This window comes from Pseudomonas sp. Con_6 (assembly GCF_059379395.1).
Genome location: NZ_CM182011.1, coordinates 1,412,954 through 1,430,906 on the forward strand (window position 1 = coordinate 1,412,954; position 17,953 = coordinate 1,430,906).

The 17,953-nt window shown below is 58.3% G+C and carries 9 protein-coding genes; all 9 read left to right on the forward strand.

Features of this window, described 5'->3' with window-relative positions:
• Positions 1-27: 27 nt before the first annotated feature.
• The 9 genes from mads2 (AC5QPF_RS06505) (at position 28) to AC5QPF_RS06545 (ending at position 17,949) form a co-directional block, all read left to right on the forward strand.
• Complete coding sequence (gene mads2, locus AC5QPF_RS06505; RefSeq protein ID WP_024889607.1) at positions 28-2,031, forward strand: methylation-associated defense system DNA methyltransferase MAD2; 2,004 nt, start codon at positions 28-30, stop codon at positions 2,029-2,031.
• Complete coding sequence (gene mads2 / locus AC5QPF_RS06510; protein ID WP_494962502.1) at positions 2,028-4,046, forward strand: methylation-associated defense system DNA methyltransferase MAD2; 2,019 nt, start codon at positions 2,028-2,030, stop codon at positions 4,044-4,046. The genes mads2 (AC5QPF_RS06505) and mads2 (AC5QPF_RS06510) overlap by 4 nt, the downstream gene beginning before the upstream one ends.
• Positions 4,043-5,458 (forward strand): methylation-associated defense system restriction endonuclease subunit S MAD5, encoded by a 1,416-nt coding sequence (gene mads5 / locus AC5QPF_RS06515; RefSeq protein ID WP_494962503.1) that lies wholly within the window; start codon positions 4,043-4,045, stop codon positions 5,456-5,458. Before mads2 (AC5QPF_RS06510) ends, mads5 begins: the two co-directional genes overlap by 4 nt.
• Positions 5,458-9,615, forward strand: a complete 4,158-nt coding sequence (gene mads6, locus AC5QPF_RS06520; protein WP_494962504.1) for a methylation-associated defense system protein kinase MAD6 — start codon at positions 5,458-5,460, stop codon at positions 9,613-9,615. The genes mads5 and mads6 overlap by 1 nt, the downstream gene beginning before the upstream one ends.
• A complete protein-coding gene (gene mads7 / locus AC5QPF_RS06525) occupies positions 9,599-11,242 on the forward strand; it encodes a methylation-associated defense system protein MAD7 (protein WP_134235662.1) in 1,644 nt (547 codons plus the stop codon). Before mads6 ends, mads7 begins: the two co-directional genes overlap by 17 nt.
• A complete protein-coding gene (gene mads8 / locus AC5QPF_RS06530; protein WP_494962505.1) occupies positions 11,239-16,698 on the forward strand; it encodes a methylation-associated defense system ATP-binding protein MAD8 in 5,460 nt (1,819 codons plus the stop codon). The genes mads7 and mads8 overlap by 4 nt, the downstream gene beginning before the upstream one ends.
• 266 nt (positions 16,699-16,964) lie before the next feature.
• Positions 16,965-17,336 carry an integrative conjugative element protein, RAQPRD family gene (locus AC5QPF_RS06535; protein WP_494962506.1) on the forward strand — a complete coding sequence of 124 codons (372 nt, stop codon included), beginning with the start codon at positions 16,965-16,967 and terminating at the stop codon, positions 17,334-17,336.
• Positions 17,333-17,566: a TIGR03758 family integrating conjugative element protein gene (locus tag AC5QPF_RS06540; RefSeq protein ID WP_095377296.1), complete on the forward strand. Its 234-nt coding sequence runs from the start codon at positions 17,333-17,335 to the stop codon at positions 17,564-17,566. The genes AC5QPF_RS06535 and AC5QPF_RS06540 overlap by 4 nt, the downstream gene beginning before the upstream one ends.
• A 23-nt stretch (positions 17,567-17,589) precedes the next feature.
• Complete coding sequence (locus AC5QPF_RS06545; protein WP_494962507.1) at positions 17,590-17,949, forward strand: TIGR03745 family integrating conjugative element membrane protein; 360 nt, start codon at positions 17,590-17,592, stop codon at positions 17,947-17,949.
• The last annotated feature ends 4 nt before the right edge of the window (positions 17,950-17,953 follow it).

Consider the following 17,953-nt stretch of genomic DNA (forward strand, 5'->3'; position numbering starts at 1 on the left):
CCCAGCCTCGGTGAGCGGAGTTTTTATATGAGCAGAAAGAAGAACAAGCAGGCCGAGAACACCATCCCAGCTGGATACACGCTCGACTACGTTTCCGGCAGACAGATCAAGGAAACGAAGAAAGAGCTCGTTCGGCAGCGGGTAGTTCGTGCCCTGATCCATGAATACGGATTCTCTCCGGAAGACATGGAGCTGGATTTCTCCATTGGCGGGCGCAAGAAGGTGGATGTGGCCATCTTCCACCACGGCAAGGACCACACAATTGAGAATCTCAGCCGCGCAGTGATTTGCCGCCAAGAACCGAACGTCGGCAAAAATGCCATGCGCATCCGCGATTACGAGCAGGCCGCCAAAGACCTCGAAGAGATCGAAACCATCATGCGCGAGGTCGATGCCGTTCAGTACGGCTTGTGGACCAACGGCCTGGAGTTCTTCTTTGTCGAGAAAGAGCAAAAGCGCTTCGAAACCAAGTGCAACCCCATCGGCGACTGGCCGATGGCCGAAGAGTCGGTCGGCACTAAGGAGGTCATCTCCGATGCCCATACCCGTGTCGCCGACAACGAGATGCTGAAGATCACCTTCCGGCGTTGCCACAACTTCATTCATGGCAACGAGGGCATGCCCAAGGACGCCGCCTTCTGGCAATTCCTGTACCTAATATTCTGCAAGATGCACGACGAGAACCTGCGTGCCAAGCAGCGGCAGGCCTGGCAGCGCCGTTTCTGGGCTGGACCCAAGGAGCAGTTCGAGCCACAAGGGCGCAAAGCCATCCGCGTCCGGATCGAGGAGCTCTTCACCGAGGTCAAGAAGCAGTACAAGAATATTTTCCGAGGCAACGAGGAGATCACTCTCTCCGACCGGGCGCTGGCCTTTATCGTTTCGGAACTGGCCAAGTACGACTTCACCCGAACTGACGTCGATGCCAAGGGCGTGGCCTACCAGGAGCTAGTTGGCGTTAACCTGCGTGGCGACCGGGGCCAGTATTTCACTCCTAGAGGCGTCGTGAAGCTGGTCATTGAGATGCTCGACCCCAAAGAGACCGAGACTCTGCTGGACCCGGCCTGTGGCACGGGCGGCTTCTTGGTCGCGACCCTGGGGCACATGCTGAAGAAGTTCCGCGAAGAGCAAAACATCCAGGCCGGAAACGAGAACACCACCGAGTTCCTGAACATCCACGAACGGCTGAAAGAGTATGCCGCCGCCAATGTCTTCGGCACCGACTTCGACCCGTTCCTGATCCGCGCCGCTCAGATGAACATGGTGCTGGCGGGCGATGGCCGTGGACATATCTACAACATCAACTCATTGGAGTTTCCGCTGGGGCATCTAGCCGACCTGCCCAGCGTCAAGAAGGAGATCCCGCTGGCGTCGGTGGATATCATCGCCACCAACCCTCCCTTCGGCTCCGACATCCCGATTACGGACAAGCACATTCTGGAGCAGTACGAGCTGGCTCATGGCTGGGAGCCGGACGGCGAAGGCGGGTTCCGCAACACCGGCGTCCTCAAGGGCAGCGTTGCCCCCGAAATTCTCTTTATCGAGCGCTGCATCAAGTGGCTCAAGCCGGGAACCGGCCGCATGGGCATCGTTCTTCCCGACGGAGTTCTTGGCAATCCGGCCGCGGAATACATCCGCTGGTGGATCATGCGCGAAACGCAGGTGCTTGCTTCCGTCGACCTGCCGGTAGAAGCCTTCATTGCCGAAGCCAACGTCAACATCCTCACCAGCTTGCTGTTCCTGCGCCGCAAGGACGACCAGGAGAAGCATCGCGAGGCCCTAGGTCGTGCCGAGGAATACCCAGTCTTCATGGCCGTTGCCGACAAGGTTGGCTTCGACCGCCGTGGTAACAAACTCTACAAGCGCACCCCGGACGGCGAAGAGATTGTCGAGCCCAAGCAGCATATCGAGCGCATCCGTATCGGCGGGCGCTTCGTGGAACGGACCCTGACCCGCAGTGAAAAGATCGAGGACAACGATCTGCCGGTCATCGCTGAGAAGTACCGCGAATTTCTCAAGGAGCAGAACGGGTGAGCGATCAAGACGACATCATCGAGACCCCGCAGGATGCTGCCGAAGAGAGCGGCCCGGATAACTTTTTCATCGACATCCTGACCGGCAACAAGGAAAGCGCCTCGGCCAAGAAGCTGCTGGTGCAGAAAGTTCTGCGCCAGCTCATCGAGAGCTATGGCTTTGACCGAAACGATCTGGAGGTCAACTACAACCCGCAGATCCCCGGCCAGGGGCGCAAGCGCATCGACATCGCGATTTTCCGCCCCGATGTCGAGCACAATAACGACAACCTGCAGCGGATCATCGTCTGCAAAAATCAGAAAAAGCGAGACAAGCTCCGCTCCATTGCCGAGGCCGACGCCGACCTGCGCGAGCTCAAGGAGCTGCTGGAACTGATCCCGGGCGCGACGCTGGGCATGTGGACCAACGGTCAAGAAGAGTTCCTGTTCCAGGTCGAGCGCACCCGTTTTGAAGTCCGGCCCAAACCGCTGGGTGTCTGGCCGGTTCCGGGCGAACGCACCTCCGATCTCGATCGCACCGGCGGTGTCATTCAGGTCAGCGCCGAAGCGGAAGATCTGGAAGACGCCCTGATGCGCTGCCGTCAATATCTGAACCGGAATCTTGGTCTCGATCACAAGGATTCCTTCAAGCAGTTGGCCGTGCTGATGCTGGCCAAGATCCATGACGAGACCCTGCCCACCGGTGAGCGCAAGTTCTGGATCAGGGGTGACGAGCCTTTCACCGAGGCGGGCCAACAGGCCATTGCCCAGCGCATCACCGAATCCATTGCCGCCGCCAAGGCCTGGCAACCGAACCTGCTGACCCGTGGCTGGGATCTGACGCTGGAACCCCACGAGACCGCCCGCGTGGTCATGGAGCTGGCCCGTTACTCACTGAGCGAAACCCAGCCACGTTACCGTACCGAGGCCTTCCGTGCGGTTGCCCGCAGCGTGATGGACGGCCGCGAGGGCCGCTACCCTACGCCGCTCAACGTGGCCGAAATGGCGGTGGAGATGCTCGACCCGCAACCCGGCGAACGCATCATGGACTGCTCCAGCGGCACCGGCACCTTCCTGGCCATGACCGCTGCGCACATCTTCAGGAAAAAGCTGGCGGCCGTGGGCACGACGCCTGAAGAGGCCACCAACGAACAGATCCGCCAGGCGCAAAACGAAACCGCCGCCTGGGCGGCCAGCAATGCCCTCGGCTGCGACATTGATCCCTTCCTGGCCGTGGCCAGCCGCATGAACCTGCTGTTCACCACCGGCAATCCCGGTCGTGTGTTCCGCATCGATGCTCGCACCTTCCCGGACGGCGATCTGGATGGCATTGAGGCCGCTCGCCCGGCCATGCCGCTGGGCAGCATGGATATGGTTCTGCTCAACCCCTGGTTCTCGACACAAGACACGGTCAGCGACACCTCCATCCTGGAGCGCTACGACCTGGGCAACAACTGGGAGCGCGACGAAGAAGGTGGATTCCGCAACACCGGCAATCTAAACATCGGCGGTGTGCCGCCCGAGGTGCTATTTATCGAACGCGCCCTGCAATGGGTGAAGCCTGGCACCGGCCGCGTGGGCATCCTGTTGCCCGATGGTTTGCTGGGCAATCCGGGCGATGAGCACGTGCGCTGGTGGATTCTGCGCCACTGCGAGGTCTTGGCCTCGGTTGACCTGCCGGTGGAGCCGTTCAAGGTCACGGTCAAGGAATATGGCCTGACGCCCGCCTTGCCCAGTCTCCTGGTACTGCGCCGCCGCAGCCAGGAAGAGCTCATCAATACCGAACAACCGGAATACAAGGTCTTCATGGCCGTGGTGGACCGGGCTGGTGTCGACGCCCGGGGCAATCTCCTGTTCCAGCGAGCCCCCGATGGAGAGGAACTGGTTTTCGATGAGGAAGTGATCGAGCGGGTTCGAGAAGGCGGTGAAGTAGAAATCCGTCGGACCACACGCCGTAACCGCCGTGTTCATGACGAGCTGCCGCTGGTGGCAGAGAAATACAAGGAATTCCGCGCAACCGGCGAGGTGACGTTATGAGCAGAAAGTTCCAATGTAAGGTTGTGCCAAGTATCTGGATTGAACACAACGGTCGCCGCCTTGACTGTGGGCCTTATGTGTCAGGAGCGATAGAAGCAAAAGAGCTTCTTAGTCAGATGAACACAACTCCGCTGAAGGATTTGACCACTGGGCATAAGGGCGGGATCTACAACGGCTCACCCTTTGTCCGGAACTATGTGGAAGATCCAGATCATGGCGTTCCATTTTTGACCACATCCTCATTGCTTCAGGCTGACCTGACCAATCTTTCGCTGCTGAGCAAGCGAGATGCCCGCTCCAGGCAGCTTAGTTTCCTCGAAATAAAGCCGGATATGACTCTCATTACCTGCTCTGGAAGCATCGGCAGAATGGCCTATGCCAGGTCAGACATGAAGGGAGTTTGGTCAAATCAGGACATCATGAAGGTTGTCCCAAATCCAGAATTAATTAAATCTGGATATCTCTATGCTTACCTATGCAGCAAGTTCGGAGTCCCTCTTATTGCCTCCGGAACATATGGCGCAATTATTCCACATATTGAGCCGCAGCATATCGCCGATCTCCCTGTCCCGCGCCTTGGCATCGTGGAAGATCAGGCTCATGAGCTAATTCAACAAGCCGCAAACAAACGCGTTGAGGCCAGCAGAATCATTGCGAGAGCTATCGCGCAATTAGAAATTGCCGCGGGCTTACAAGAGCTACCTTCCAGTAAGTCAGACGGCATTCCACTCAGCTTGAGTGTCACACCTTCTTCGAACCTGATGAAACGAATGGACGGTGCCTTTCATAGTTTGTTTCATCGTGATGCTGTAAGGGCTCTCGAAACCGCATCGGTTCCGACGACCACTGTAGCGAATAAGGCGGTATCCATAGTCGAGCCAAAACGATTCAAGAGAATCCAGATTGATGATCCAGAGTTTGGTATTCCAATGTTTGGAACATCGGCATTGATGTGGGCGGACCCACAGCCCAGCTATCTCATACCAAAAAACATGAGTGACATTGATGATCTGTTGGTAGATCAGAAGACTGTGCTCGTTCCTCGATCTGGGCAGATATCTGGCATTATCGGCACTGCCGTCCTTCCTTATGGCGCCATAATTGGATCTGCTGTCTCAGAAGATGCAATTAGAATTAATTGCTCGAATGAGATCATTGCCGGATTTCTTTTCATTGTACTTAGGTCCGAGTATGGGCGCCGCCAACTCAAAGCTCGCGCATACGGCTCCTCCATCCCGCATCTAGATGTTAACCAGATCGGGGAAACTCTGGTGCCTGACCTAGATGATGAGGTCATCGAGGAGATTGGTGCAATGGGCCTACAGAGCGCCAAACTTCGACATGAGGCCATTGAACACGAAAGCAAAGCCCGCCGCCTCGTAGAACGTGCAATCGAAGAGGGCGGCCGCTAATGGCAAAAGTCATACCCATCGGGCAGCCCGCGAACGAATCTGAGCGCCAGGCCATCGGTTTCCTTCGGGATCATCTCCCCGAGGGCTGGCTGATCTTCCACAACTTCGAGATGCGCCAAGGCCAGGAGGTGTTCGAAATCGACATCGCCATCCTCGCGCCTCATGCGGTGTATCTGGTGGATGTCAAAGGGACGCGGGGCAACATCGATGTGTATGGCTCCAAGTGGTATCCGCAGGGCCGGCAACCGTTTCACTCGCCCCTCGCGAAGCTTCGTCACCACGCGAAGGTGATGGCCAGCTTCATCCGCGATAGCAATCCCGGACAGATCGAGCTGCGCAAGGCTCATGTCCATGCCGCCGTGTTGCTCACTGCCGATGACGCCACCGTGTTCGATCAGGCGGGCATCGACAGCCCGGACGTGACCGACTTCAAGCACTGCCTTAAATACTTCCGCGACGCGAGCCGCATTCCTGACAACCGGCTGAGTAACATCACCCGCTTCCACTCCCAGATCGCCAAGGCGATCAGCGGCAACGCCAAGCCCAAGAGTGCGGCGCTGGTGTTCCGAGACTGGCAAGTGGAAGAGAAGCTGGGCGGCACCGACCGCTATACCGAGTACCGCGCCAAACACAACCTGTTGGGCAAGAGCGGCGGCATGGCCCGCCTGCGGGTCTACCTGGCCGACCCGTACCAGGACGAGGCTGCCCGCAAGGAAGAGTTCAAGAAGATCAGCAACGCCTATCGCGCCGTGGCGCACATGCCGACGCACGCCAATGTGCTGGCGGTGAAGGATCTGTTTGTCTCCGACGATGAAGACAAGGTGGTGCTGGTCACTGAGGATCTGCCTGTCCAGGCCCTGCGCCTGCACATCAACAAGGTCTCGATGGCGCTGACCTTCGATCAGAAGCTCCAAGTGATGCGCGACGTGCTGTCGGCCCTGGACCATGCGCACCGGCATGAGGTGATCCACCGCAACCTGACCCCGGACGCCATTCTACTGACCAAGGGCGGCCAGGCCCGGATAACCGATTTCGATTTCGCCAGGGTGGGCAAGAACCGCACCTCTACCATCGCCGATCAGGTGGTGGATGATCTGGATGCTGCCTACCAGGCTCCGGAGTGCTTCCAGGACCCGACCCAGGCCAGCATTGCCTCCGACCTCTATGCCGCCGGGCTGATCTTTTTTGAACTGCTGACCGGCGAGCTGCCCTTTGAAAGCGTCGACCAGATGATGGAGGCCGACGGCAAGTTCCCCATCAAGCCCTCGGAGCACAAGCCGGACCTGCCCAAGGGGATCGACGAGTGGTTGCAGAAGTTCTGCGAGTTCGACCCGGAGGAACGGCACACGAGCGCAGCCATCGCTCGCAAGGCCCTGGATGATCTGATTCTGCCAGAGGCCAAGAACGACTCAGGCCCGGATGTGAGCGGCCCGGCCATGGTCGTGCCACAGCTCCCAGATAACCTGATGAACTTGCCGCAGGATTTCATCCTGGCGGATCGCTTCCGCATTCAGAAGAAGTTGGGCAGCGGCGGCTTCGGCGTCGCCTACAAGGTGTTCGACTCCCTGGGCGATGTGGTCCGCGTCATCAAACTGGTGACCAAGGACCGCCGCAGCGTGTACGAACGGCTGCGCCGCGAGTACAAGACCCTGACCAATCTCCCCGAACATCCGCATGTGGTGAAGGTGATCTGGGCGGATCGCATGGCCGATGCTAGGCAGACGCCTTACATTGTCTTTGAGTATGTGGAAGGTTTGGATGTTTCCGATCTGATCGATGCCGAGGCGTTGTCGCTGGATGATGCCGTGCGCATCGTGCGCGAGGCCGCCGAGGGGCTGGCCCATCTCCACAAGCACGGCGTTTACCATCAGGACGTCAAGCCCTCCAATCTGCTTTGGACGGACAAAGGCGTCCGCATCATCGATTTCAACGTCGCGGTCTCCGAGAACGATGAGGTTCAAGGAGGTGGCGGCACGCGCCGTTACCTGCCGCCGGATTACGACTACTCCTCCGAGCCGGATGCTTCGGATCGAATGGATCGTGACCTCTATGCCTTGGGCATCTCCTTCTATGAGTGCCTGACCGGCAAGTATCCATTCGACGATCCCACGCCGCCGATCAAGACTCAGCCCAGGGACCCCAAGCAGTTCAAAGGCTGCGCCGACCTCAGCTCGTCGCTGGTCAATGTGCTGGCGAAAATGATCGCGCCTGAGCGCAAGGACCGTTTTGCGTCGGCGGAGGAGTTCTTGATTGCCCTGGCCGAGGTCAAGCGCCTGCGCTCGGTGCTGACGACCGGTGAGATTGGTGCCGGACCCAAGGTGGTGTCCAAGCTGGGTTTCGAGCCGACCAAGCCAAACACCAACCCCTTTGTCACCCACCTGCTGACGCTCTATAGCCAGAGCCAGGTGTCCAACGCAGGCACCCGTGGCCTCGACGAAGTTGGCAAGGCCACCTACGTGTCGACTTATCTGGACGAAAAGCTCAAGCCCGCGCTGCTCAAGGGCGAGTTCCGCTTGGTCATCATCAGCGGTAACGCCGGCGACGGCAAGACGGCCTTCATTCAGCAGTTCGAGGCCTTTGCCGAGAGCAAGGGCGCACAGATACAGCGCGGCGCGAACGGGGCTGTGTTCCAGCTCAAGGGGCATACCTACCAAAGCAACTACGACGGCAGCCAGGATGAAGGCGACGAGCGCAACGATGCCGTGCTTCAGAAGTTCTTCGCTCCCTTCGCGGGCAAGGATGCCTCCGACTGGCCCGAGAATCAGACCCGCCTAATCGCCATCAACGAGGGACGGCTGGTCGACTTCTTCCTTGAGCATGAAGAAGAGTTCCCGTTGCTTGCCAAGCAGATCCAGCAGGGCTTGGCCGGAGCTGCTCCGGAAGGCGGTATCGCGGTTATCAACCTCAACCTGCGCTCGGTGGTCGCCGAACCCGAGGAAGGTCAGCCTTCGATTCTGGAGCGGCTGATCGCCCGCATGACCCAGCAGGAATACTGGCAGGCATGCGACAAGTGCGATCTCAAGGGCAAATGCTACGCCTATCACAACGCCCGGACCTTCCAGGACCCGGTTGCCGGTCCCAAGGTGATCGAGCGCCTGAAGATGCTCTACACCATTACGCACCTGCGCGGCCGACTGCACATCACCATGCGCGACCTTCGTTCGGCGCTGGCCTTCATGCTGGTAGGCACCCAGGATTGCGACGGCATTCACCACCTCTATCAGAACGGCGGTGAAGAAACCCAGAATCGCATCCTTGACGGTTTCTATTTCAACTCGTGGCTTGGTGGGGCGGAAGGATCCAATGACCGGCTGATTGTCTTGCTGCGCGAAATTGACGTCGCCGAAGTCAGCAATCCCGATCTGGACCGCGAGCTTGGCTTCCTCAATCCCAAGACCAAGGCCATGAGCCGCTTCTCGTTCGCGGAGCGGGCTGGGTACGACGATGAACTTGTGGCGACGCTGTTCCGCAATCTGCCTCGCGATTACTCGTCGAAGAACCGTGCTCGACTGATCGCCAAGCACCGCAATTATTTATCGCATATGCGCCGTCGCCATTTCTTTGAGCGACGCGACACCGGCTGGAAGGAGATGCTGCCATATGGAAGCATCGATCCCTTCCTGGATGCCATTGAGCAGCCGGGAGCAAAAAGCACAGATGAGGTTACGGCCATTCTTCGAGCCATCAACCGAGGCGAAGGTCTGAGCGATCCGGCGCGTTTGGGCAACCAGTTGGCGCTGCGTGTTCGCCAAGTGGATAAGGGCACCATCCGCAGTTACCGTCTCTTTGACGGCGACCATTTCACGCTCCGCACCGCGCAGGAAACAGCGGCTCACCCTTTCCTTGAATACCTGTCTCAGGCGCTGGTGCTGCTTTACGACTCCGGCGACGGGCACAAGGCCAGCCTGCGCATCAACCTTGACATCTATGAAATGCTGATGCGGCTCAACAACGGCTACCGTCCCAGCATCGAGGAGCAGGAAGGTTTCCTGTTAAGTCTGGCGGTATTCAAGAACCTGTTATCTGCTGCACTCTATCAAGAAGTTCTGCTGACGGAAAATGGGCTCCGGTTCTACCAGATAAACAGAAAAGAGGATGGCGTATTGGCATTGGGTGTTTCTGAAAAGGGGGCTGAATATCATGTCAATCAAGGGTAGAGACAAGGAATTCAGAACACCTAAGGTCAGTTATTTGCATTGGCAGCACACAGAAATGGATCGTGTGCTGACCATGCTATTTCCTCGCCTCAAATTCAATGGCTATGGCAGTCGCAAACCGCCACGCGCAAATATTTTGCAGCCAGAAGAATTTGCAGATGAAATGATGCTGTCCGAAGAGGTTAAGCAGTATTTTGAGGGATTTGACGAACATCCCTCCATTGTCCACAAGTGGGTAGAGACCGAACTTCTTGATGTGGTAAATCGGGGCAAGTCGAATCAAGCTGTCGCCTCTCCGCGCCCGCTTCATGGAGAGACCTACAAATTTCGAAATTCGAAGCACTGCCGTGACTATGGGGCAGCCGAGCAGATTTATTGGATGCTCTACTATGCCCGCAAAGGCAAGGGCCAGGCCGCCCGAGACACGCTAAAACGCTTCTTTTTCCCTGGGATTGACCATGTAACCGGTAGGCATGAATCCGGCACGGTCGTCGATGTAGAAACCCAAGCGCTACTTCGCTTCGATTCTCAAGTTACTCAGGACACACAGGACTCCAAGGAGCCCGAGCGCTTTCCACCACTTCTAATCGATCAGGCCGACACCATGGCCGACGACATTCTGCGGCTATTGGCCTATGAGCCCCATATTCCCCGCTCGGTGCTGGTGGATTACCTCAAAACCCTGATGGCATTCCATCTGGCGCTCTACCACCTCAAGCTGTTGCAGATACTGCCCAAGCTGGTGAAGCAGCGCTCGGACAATGCGCTGGCGAGTTCACCTGATCCCGTGGCGCTGGTCGTGGATATGGGGGACGTCAATAATCCGCATATGGTCGAGCTGGCTCGCAAGTCCACTGACCGGCTCTATCGCCAGATTCCTGCCTTTGTGCAGGCCAATTTCGTCGTCAAGAAGCTCGATGAGATGGCGGAATACCTGAGCAAGAAGACGGGCAAGCTGACCGCTCCAGGGGCCGGCGTGTTTACCGTCGGCGATCTGGTTTCTCTACTGAAGCCCGAGCACGACGCCGAGCGGCAAGCCTACTTCAAGTTCCGCCTGGCCAGCCTGATCGAGGAGTCGGCCTCTGGAAACGAGGACATCGATCCGGAGATCCGGGACGTCACCGCCATGGGCCTTGGCGAGTTCGAATCCTTCATAGAAATCCTGATGGCATATCGCGGCAAGTATCACCGCCAGTACATCACTGAGTGCCTGGACTCACTGCTGCTGAAGAACAAGGAGAACGGCCTGTTGGCCCAATCCCGAACCAAGGGAAGTCCTCGGCGGTTTGTGCTGGGAAGCAAGCTTCTTGAGGTGCTCCTTCAGGTGGCTGTGCTCACTCAGGATGACGGGCGTTTCGTGACCCGCGAGGTTCGCATCGAAGAGTTGCTGGCCTTTTTGAGAAGCCGCTACGGCCTTCACATCGACCGGCTGCCGGAAGGAGCACAGGCCAACAGCAGCATCCTCGACAGACGCGCCCTGCGCCTCAACCTCGAAGCCTTCAAGCGTCGCCTGCGTGAAATCGGGTTCTACGAGGACCTGTCGGATGCCTACGTGACCCAGAAGGTATCGCCCCGCTATGCGATTGAGAGAAATGACGGAACAGATAAAAACGGGAGGCACGCATGAGTAATGCGTTCACCAAGCTTTCCCAGGACAAGTTGAATGCGGCGGTCGCTTGTCTGCTGTGCCCCCGTATCGAAGCGATCCTGGGTGACCGTGGCCCAGGCCACTGCATGCGGGTCACCGATCTCGATGACGAGGTAATGGAGTCGGTCTGCAAGGAACTACGTCGGACCCGACCCGACGGAAATATCTTTATCCTCGGCAGCCATGATCAGGAGGGCCAGCCCTTCCGAGTCACTTCCACCAAACTGGTGGAGTTGCGCAACCCGGACGCGAACGGCGAGCTGCGTCAGCCGTTGCTGGTCTTCATACCGACTTCGCTTCGCACCAGCGCCGAGGACTCTTTCGGTGTGGCGACCTTCGAGGAGCTGACCTTCGCCGGTATCTACGAGGACCTTATCGACTCGCTGCTTGATCGGCTCCCTACAACGCTGGTTGGCCATGCTCGCGATCTTCTGGGCATCCTCACCGACGAGGAGTGGCTGTTTGCCGACCATGTTTCCCGCGTGCGGTACCTGCTCACTGCGCTCGAAAACGGGATTGATGGAGAAACCCTCGGGGCCAGCCTGTATGAATTGACGTTGATTCCAGACTTCAAGCTCTTTGCCGATCCCGGCATGGTCAATGGCAAGATTCGCCGTAACCTCGGCAGCGTCCGCAGTCTGATGGCCTCGCACAAGTCGGTTCGTGGTCGTATCGCCGATCTGGGACTCAGCGACAAGGCATTGGAGTCGCGACTATTCACCTATTTTGAAAAATACGAAGTCCAGGAGCCCGAATCCTGGACGCCGCCCATCGCGACCGACAAGAGCTGGTGGAGCATTTCATTCGATAAATGGACGTTCCAGGAAGAGCTTTCGCTGGACAAGGTCCTGCTGACAGTACTGGAGACCGACTTGCCAGTCGTTCAGGAGGATGAGACCGACGACCAACTCTCCGGCCTCATCGGGCAACAGGTTCTGGTGCCGAACGACCGCCGCAAAATGAACGTGGTGTTCGAGGTTAGCCCTCACCCCGGCAAGGTAAGCGGGCTTGATCATTTTACGGTTCAGATCATTTCGCAGAATGACGGCCCGGTTGGAAAATCTAAGAAAGTCAAGGCCTGGACGCCGAACCGTCTGCAATGCACGACCAACTTGGCCAAGCTCAATAAGATCGAATTCGAGGAAGGATGGCATTTCATCCGTGTAATGCCTTGGACGGCCGATGGCGATCCGATTCCGCTGGAAGCGGATTCCGCCTCCGAGGGCGCAAGACGTTCCTACGAGAGCGAACCTTTCTACGTCCTGCCCGGTGGCAACATCGAGGAAGAACCACCGCAACGCGCCATACCCATTGAGCAGAGCCTGGAGCATGCGCGTTTCCGGCTGCAACTGACTGCCCTGGGCGATGAACGCGATCCCGATGATATCGCCATCAGTGGTGTCGCCTGGGCCGAGGGCGGTCGTTCCAAGAAGACCTCTCGCCAGGAAACCCTACACGCAAAATTCGGTCGTGAGGGCGCGGTTCAGATTCCGCTTTCGCGTATGCTCAAAACCATCGAGCAGCGCGTCTTGGCGGAGCCTAAGCACCCGTCAGGCTGGCGAATGCAGATCAATCTGGATACCGCCGAGCCGCCTTCCGAGGTTGGACTCACGCTGCCATCTTCCGCCGCGATGGCTTCCTTCTTGGCTGCCCGCGAAGAGTTTTTTGCAGCAGTGCGCAAAGACACTGCCGAGCTGATCATGCAGGGGCTTTCGTTCCGCGACTCGGAAAGGGAATGCCTCGCGTATGCTGAAAGCTACCTTGACTTGGTCAGGAACCTCATCCGTCAGGCCGAGACGACTTCTGGTGCCGAGCGTCAGCAACACTTGCAAGCGCTCAAAAATGTGCTGGCCGTCGATTCCATTCATGTCATCTTGACCGACTTCGGTGGAAGGCACCGGGAGGCTGTTTTGGTCTCCCCAACCCATCCGCTTCGTGCCTTGTGGCTGAGCAGTTGGGTCGCCCTGGGTAAGGATTGGATTGAGAAGATCAAGTCAGGCGGAAAGGATCACATTCCTCACGTCCGTTCCGCGCTGTTGGATGGCCTTGTGCCCTCTGCCTATCCGGTCGGTATTCCCGTCGAGGATGGCCGCATCTTCACTCCGGTGGACAACCTGAATGCTTTCTGGGCGCTCTACGCCCCGACGACCGAGGAAAATTCCCGTGGTCTGATGGCGGAAATCTGTTCAGCGCTCGGCTTGGCCGAGCCCTCTGCTGCGGGATCAGATATTTCCGGACAAGTCATTGCGGACAAGATCGAGCGCTATCTCTCTCAGCATCCCTATGTTCGAGAGTTATCACTGAACATCTTCAACCCTGGGGCCGGATCGGTGATTGCGGAGGCTCTGCTATCGCTCCAGCAGAAGCGCGAGCATGCCGATTTGCGCTATGACGTGCGGCTCTTTACCACCGATCCCGACTCACCTGTTTTGGGCGAGGCTCTTGAGTCGATGGTCCGTCCCGGAGCCACGGTAAACGAGGCCGCCGACGCATTTGCGACCTCAACGGGCAGCCATCTGTTCTCCAAACTGAACTTGGCCAAGCACCCCCTGAATGAATTCCATGCAAATTCCAAGGAGTTCCCGGCCCACATCAGTGTTCTTCTGGATGTGTTTCCCGCCGAGGAGCTTTCCATTGCAGAGAAGCCGATGGGCGTGACCCCACTGCATGGGCTGATACAGGACTTTGACACTGAATTCGTTGATGACGATTCGGGAACCTTCTGGAACAAGCGGCCGATTGTCGGGCGCTCCCTCGGCGCGGACAACCATGCGGCGTGCTTCGATTTGCTGTCGTCCCTGAGCCGACACCTCTGCTTTGCTACCTCAGCGGTTGCTGCTTCTGGTGCCAGCTTCAAAGCTGTGCCTGTGGTGACCCTTGGCCTCGATGTGGCCCAACGAGAGCTGATCTACGAGGTTCACCAGATCAGCGATTGGGTGTTCACCATCGACCGAAATATGGGGATTGAGTTCTTCGACCATGGCGGCCGGAAGAACAGACCGGACTATCTGATTGACTATGTGCCGGGAGCCAGCTCCCAGGCGACACACAACCTGATCATCTCGTCGCGCTCGAACGATGAACTGGAGGCGATGCTGAAGCCGGTGCTGCTTGAGCATGGCTTGTCCGCCGACGGCGAGCAGTCGGTTCAGATCCTGGCAAATCTGCGGTCGCTGTCCGGTCAACTAGCGCTCAAGCTGATTTCTGCTCGCACACAACAGGCGGAGGCACTTGGTCTGGCTTTGGCTCGGCTCTACCTCGAATATCAGGGCGCATTGAGCAATCAGGTCATTGTGCCGTTGGATGCGCACACGGACCTTTACCGCTCAAGCGGTGAGTCAGACGATGTCAATGATGCAATCAGTCTGCAACGCACCGACTTGGGATTGTTCGACTTGGATTTGAACACCAGAACGATCACTTGCAACCTGGTCGAGGTGAAATGCTATTCGCAAGTGGGCGACTTTGCGGCCTTCAACCAACTGAAGGAACGGATTTCCGCCCAGATCAATCAGAGCGAGCGCATCCTCCAGCGCCACTTTGACCCGGCCTTGAAGAAGCCCGACCGGCCGGATAGGTTGCTCAAGAGCCGGGAGTTGGCTCAGATCCTTCGTTTCTATCTAGAGCGCTCACTACGTTACGGGATCTTTGATGCGACTGCTGCGCAGGAAGCACGAGGGCTACTTGAATCCATCGAGCAGGGCTACTCGCTTCAGTTCAGACGCTGCGCCCTGATCTTCGACTTCGACAAGACCGGAACCGAGGCCCCCGACAACGAGGTTGGCATTGAATTCCACCGCATCGGTAAGGATCTCATTCGCGCCTTACTGGAGAACTGCCGCAAGCCTGTTTCCGTCGAGATTGAGGAAGAACCGACCACGCACCTTCTTAGCGAGCAGTTCATACCGAACGTGCCAAAACTTGAGACAGCGGCCTTTATCGCACCCAAGAGAGCGCGGTCAACGTCCTGGACGGTGGATGAGCTCTGGGACGATGATCCGGAGGTACCAATCACCGCGCCAGCACCCCCGGCCGCAGAGGGAGCACCTGCGCCTGCTCACCAAGAGGCAGAAGAACAGGCGAGCCCTGTCGAGCCAACCCCTCCGTCTTCTATCGCTTCGGAAGTCGAAAAGGATGACGAACAACCTGCCGTGGCTGCCCTACCGGAAGCGCATGCTGAACCAGAGCATGGAGGGCACCCGGCGTCCGAGCCTGTGCCTCAAGCAGAGGCCTGCTATGACATCATGCTCGGCGTCAATGGCGACTCGCCTCAGTACGGATTACTCGGAGAGGTCTCCGGTAGAAAGGTCGCGCTAGATCTCAACCACACCCACACGATCAGTCTCTTTGGGGTTCAAGGCGGCGGCAAGAGCTACACACTTGGAACGGTGATCGAGATGGCCTCCATGCCGTTCCAGCATATCAACGTGCTGCCAAGCCCGCTTGCCACGGTCATCTTCCATTACAGCCCGACGCAGGATTATGCGCCGGAGTTTACCTCGATGATCAATTCGAACTCGGTGGATGAGGAGATTCGCGTCCTTCGCGAACGTTACAAGGCCAACCCAGAAGCGCTGAAAGATGTGCTGATTCTTACCCCTGCGAACAAGGTGGATGATCGCCGGGCCGAATACCCGGATATCGAGGTTAAGCCGATTGCTTTCTCTGCCTCCGAGCTTAAGGCCGCCCACTGGAAATTCCTGATGGGTGCGATTGGCAGCCAGAGCATGTACATGCGCCAGATCAATCTCATAATGAGGGGGCTGCGCGACAACCTGACCTTGGACGCCCTACGAGCAGGCATTGATAACTCTGGCCTGTCCGATCACCTGAAGGAGCTGGCCCAGACGCGCCTGCTGTTCGCCAGTGAATACATCAACGATAACCAACGGCTTCAAGACCTGATTCGTCCGGGCCGCTTGATCATTGTGGATCTGCGTGACGAGTACATTGAAAAGGATGAAGCGCTCGGTCTGTTCGTGGTGATGTTGCAGATTTTCTCGGAAGCCACTTACCAAGGAGGCGCCTTTAACAAGCTCGTGGTATTTGACGAAGCCCACAAGTACATAGAGAACGATGATCTAGTTTCCGGATTGGTTGAAGTGGTTCGGGAAATGCGACATAAAGGCACCAGCATCATGGTCGCGTCCCAAGACCCGCCATCGGTTCCCGTTTCTCTAATTGAGCTGTCCTCACAGATCATCATGCACAAGTTCAACTCACCAGCCTGGCTTAAGCATATCCAGAAGGCCAATGCCGCCCTCGGAGAGTTGACTTCCGAGAAAATGAGTCACCTCGGTGCAGGCGAAGCCTATGTTTGGTCAAGCAAGGCCTCAGATGACTCGTTCACCCGCGGCGCAGTGAGAATCAAATGCCGTCCACGCATCACCCAGCATGGCGGCAGCACAAAGACGGCAGTTGCTAACCAGCAATAGCAATGCGAGCAGGCCTCACCAATCTGAACAAAACGAAGGCGACCTCCACCAAATGAGAACTCCCTTCCTGTGGTAGTGAGTTAGGCACTTCAGCCCCCTCCTGGAACCCATTTACGGACGGGGTGCGGCTCTCCTGCTCCCGCACCCCAACCGCGCCACGCCAACCACGAACGTAAATCCGGGACCCTGCCGATTCCGATTGTTTGCGGCAGGTTCCAGCCGACCACCGCAGCATTCCGCCATCCAGACGACTGCGGAATGGCGTGATGACGACCACAGGCAAACCAACGACCGACTGCCGCCGCGCGCCGGCATTGGCCCTAGTCCTAGCCGTCGCGCTGACCAATGCCACGCCCGCGTCAGCGGGCGATGCCTCCCCAGAGCATGCGCAGTTGGCGACCCTCGCGCGCCAGCTCGATCTGATCGACCGCCTCGCCGAGCACGCCGTCCATACCGCTCCGCAGCAGCGCGCCCGCTACCACTTCGACCATGCCCGCCTGCGCAAGGACCTCCAGCGCGTTCGGGCCGGCATCCAGGACTACCTGACGCCGCCGCGCGCCCAGCCGCGCGATCCGGTCGAGCTGGCCGGCGACTACCGCCAGTCCAGCCCGCCCTCCGACGAGGAGGCACCCCAATGAACGCCGCCCAGGTCAGCGCTTTCCAGGCCAATGGCGGCTTCGCCCCCGCCGCAGTGGCCACGGTGGTGCTCGGCCTGGTGTTCGCCGTCCTGCTCCTGTGGGGCGTGTGGGCGATGCGTACCGCCTACACCGGGTGGGCCGAGCAGCGCCTGTCCCAGCGCCAGTTCCTGGGTGTCGTCGTGCGCTTCGTCGCGACGTACCTGGTGCTGACCTATTTCCTCCTGTCCTGACCACCACGAAAGGCCCGACCGCCATGAAGACCCATACGACTCCCCATCGCGCTGCCACCACCATCCTCGCGCCACTGATGCTGCTCGGCTTGCCGCTTGCGGCCCAAGCGCAGGGCCTGCCGACCATCGAGGACCCCTCGCGCGGCCAGGGCAGCGGCATCATGCAGACGCTGCAGAACTACGGCTACGACATCGTGCTGCTGATCGCGCTCCTCGTGGTCGCCTCGATGTTCGTCGGTGTGTGCTACCACGCCTATTCGCGCTACTCGGAAATTCATACCGGTCGCGCCACGTGGGGCCAGTTCGGTCTCACCGTGGCCGTGGGCGCGATCCTGCTGGTGGTCGGCATCTGGCTGCTGACCAAGGCCACCGGCGTGCTCTGAGCGG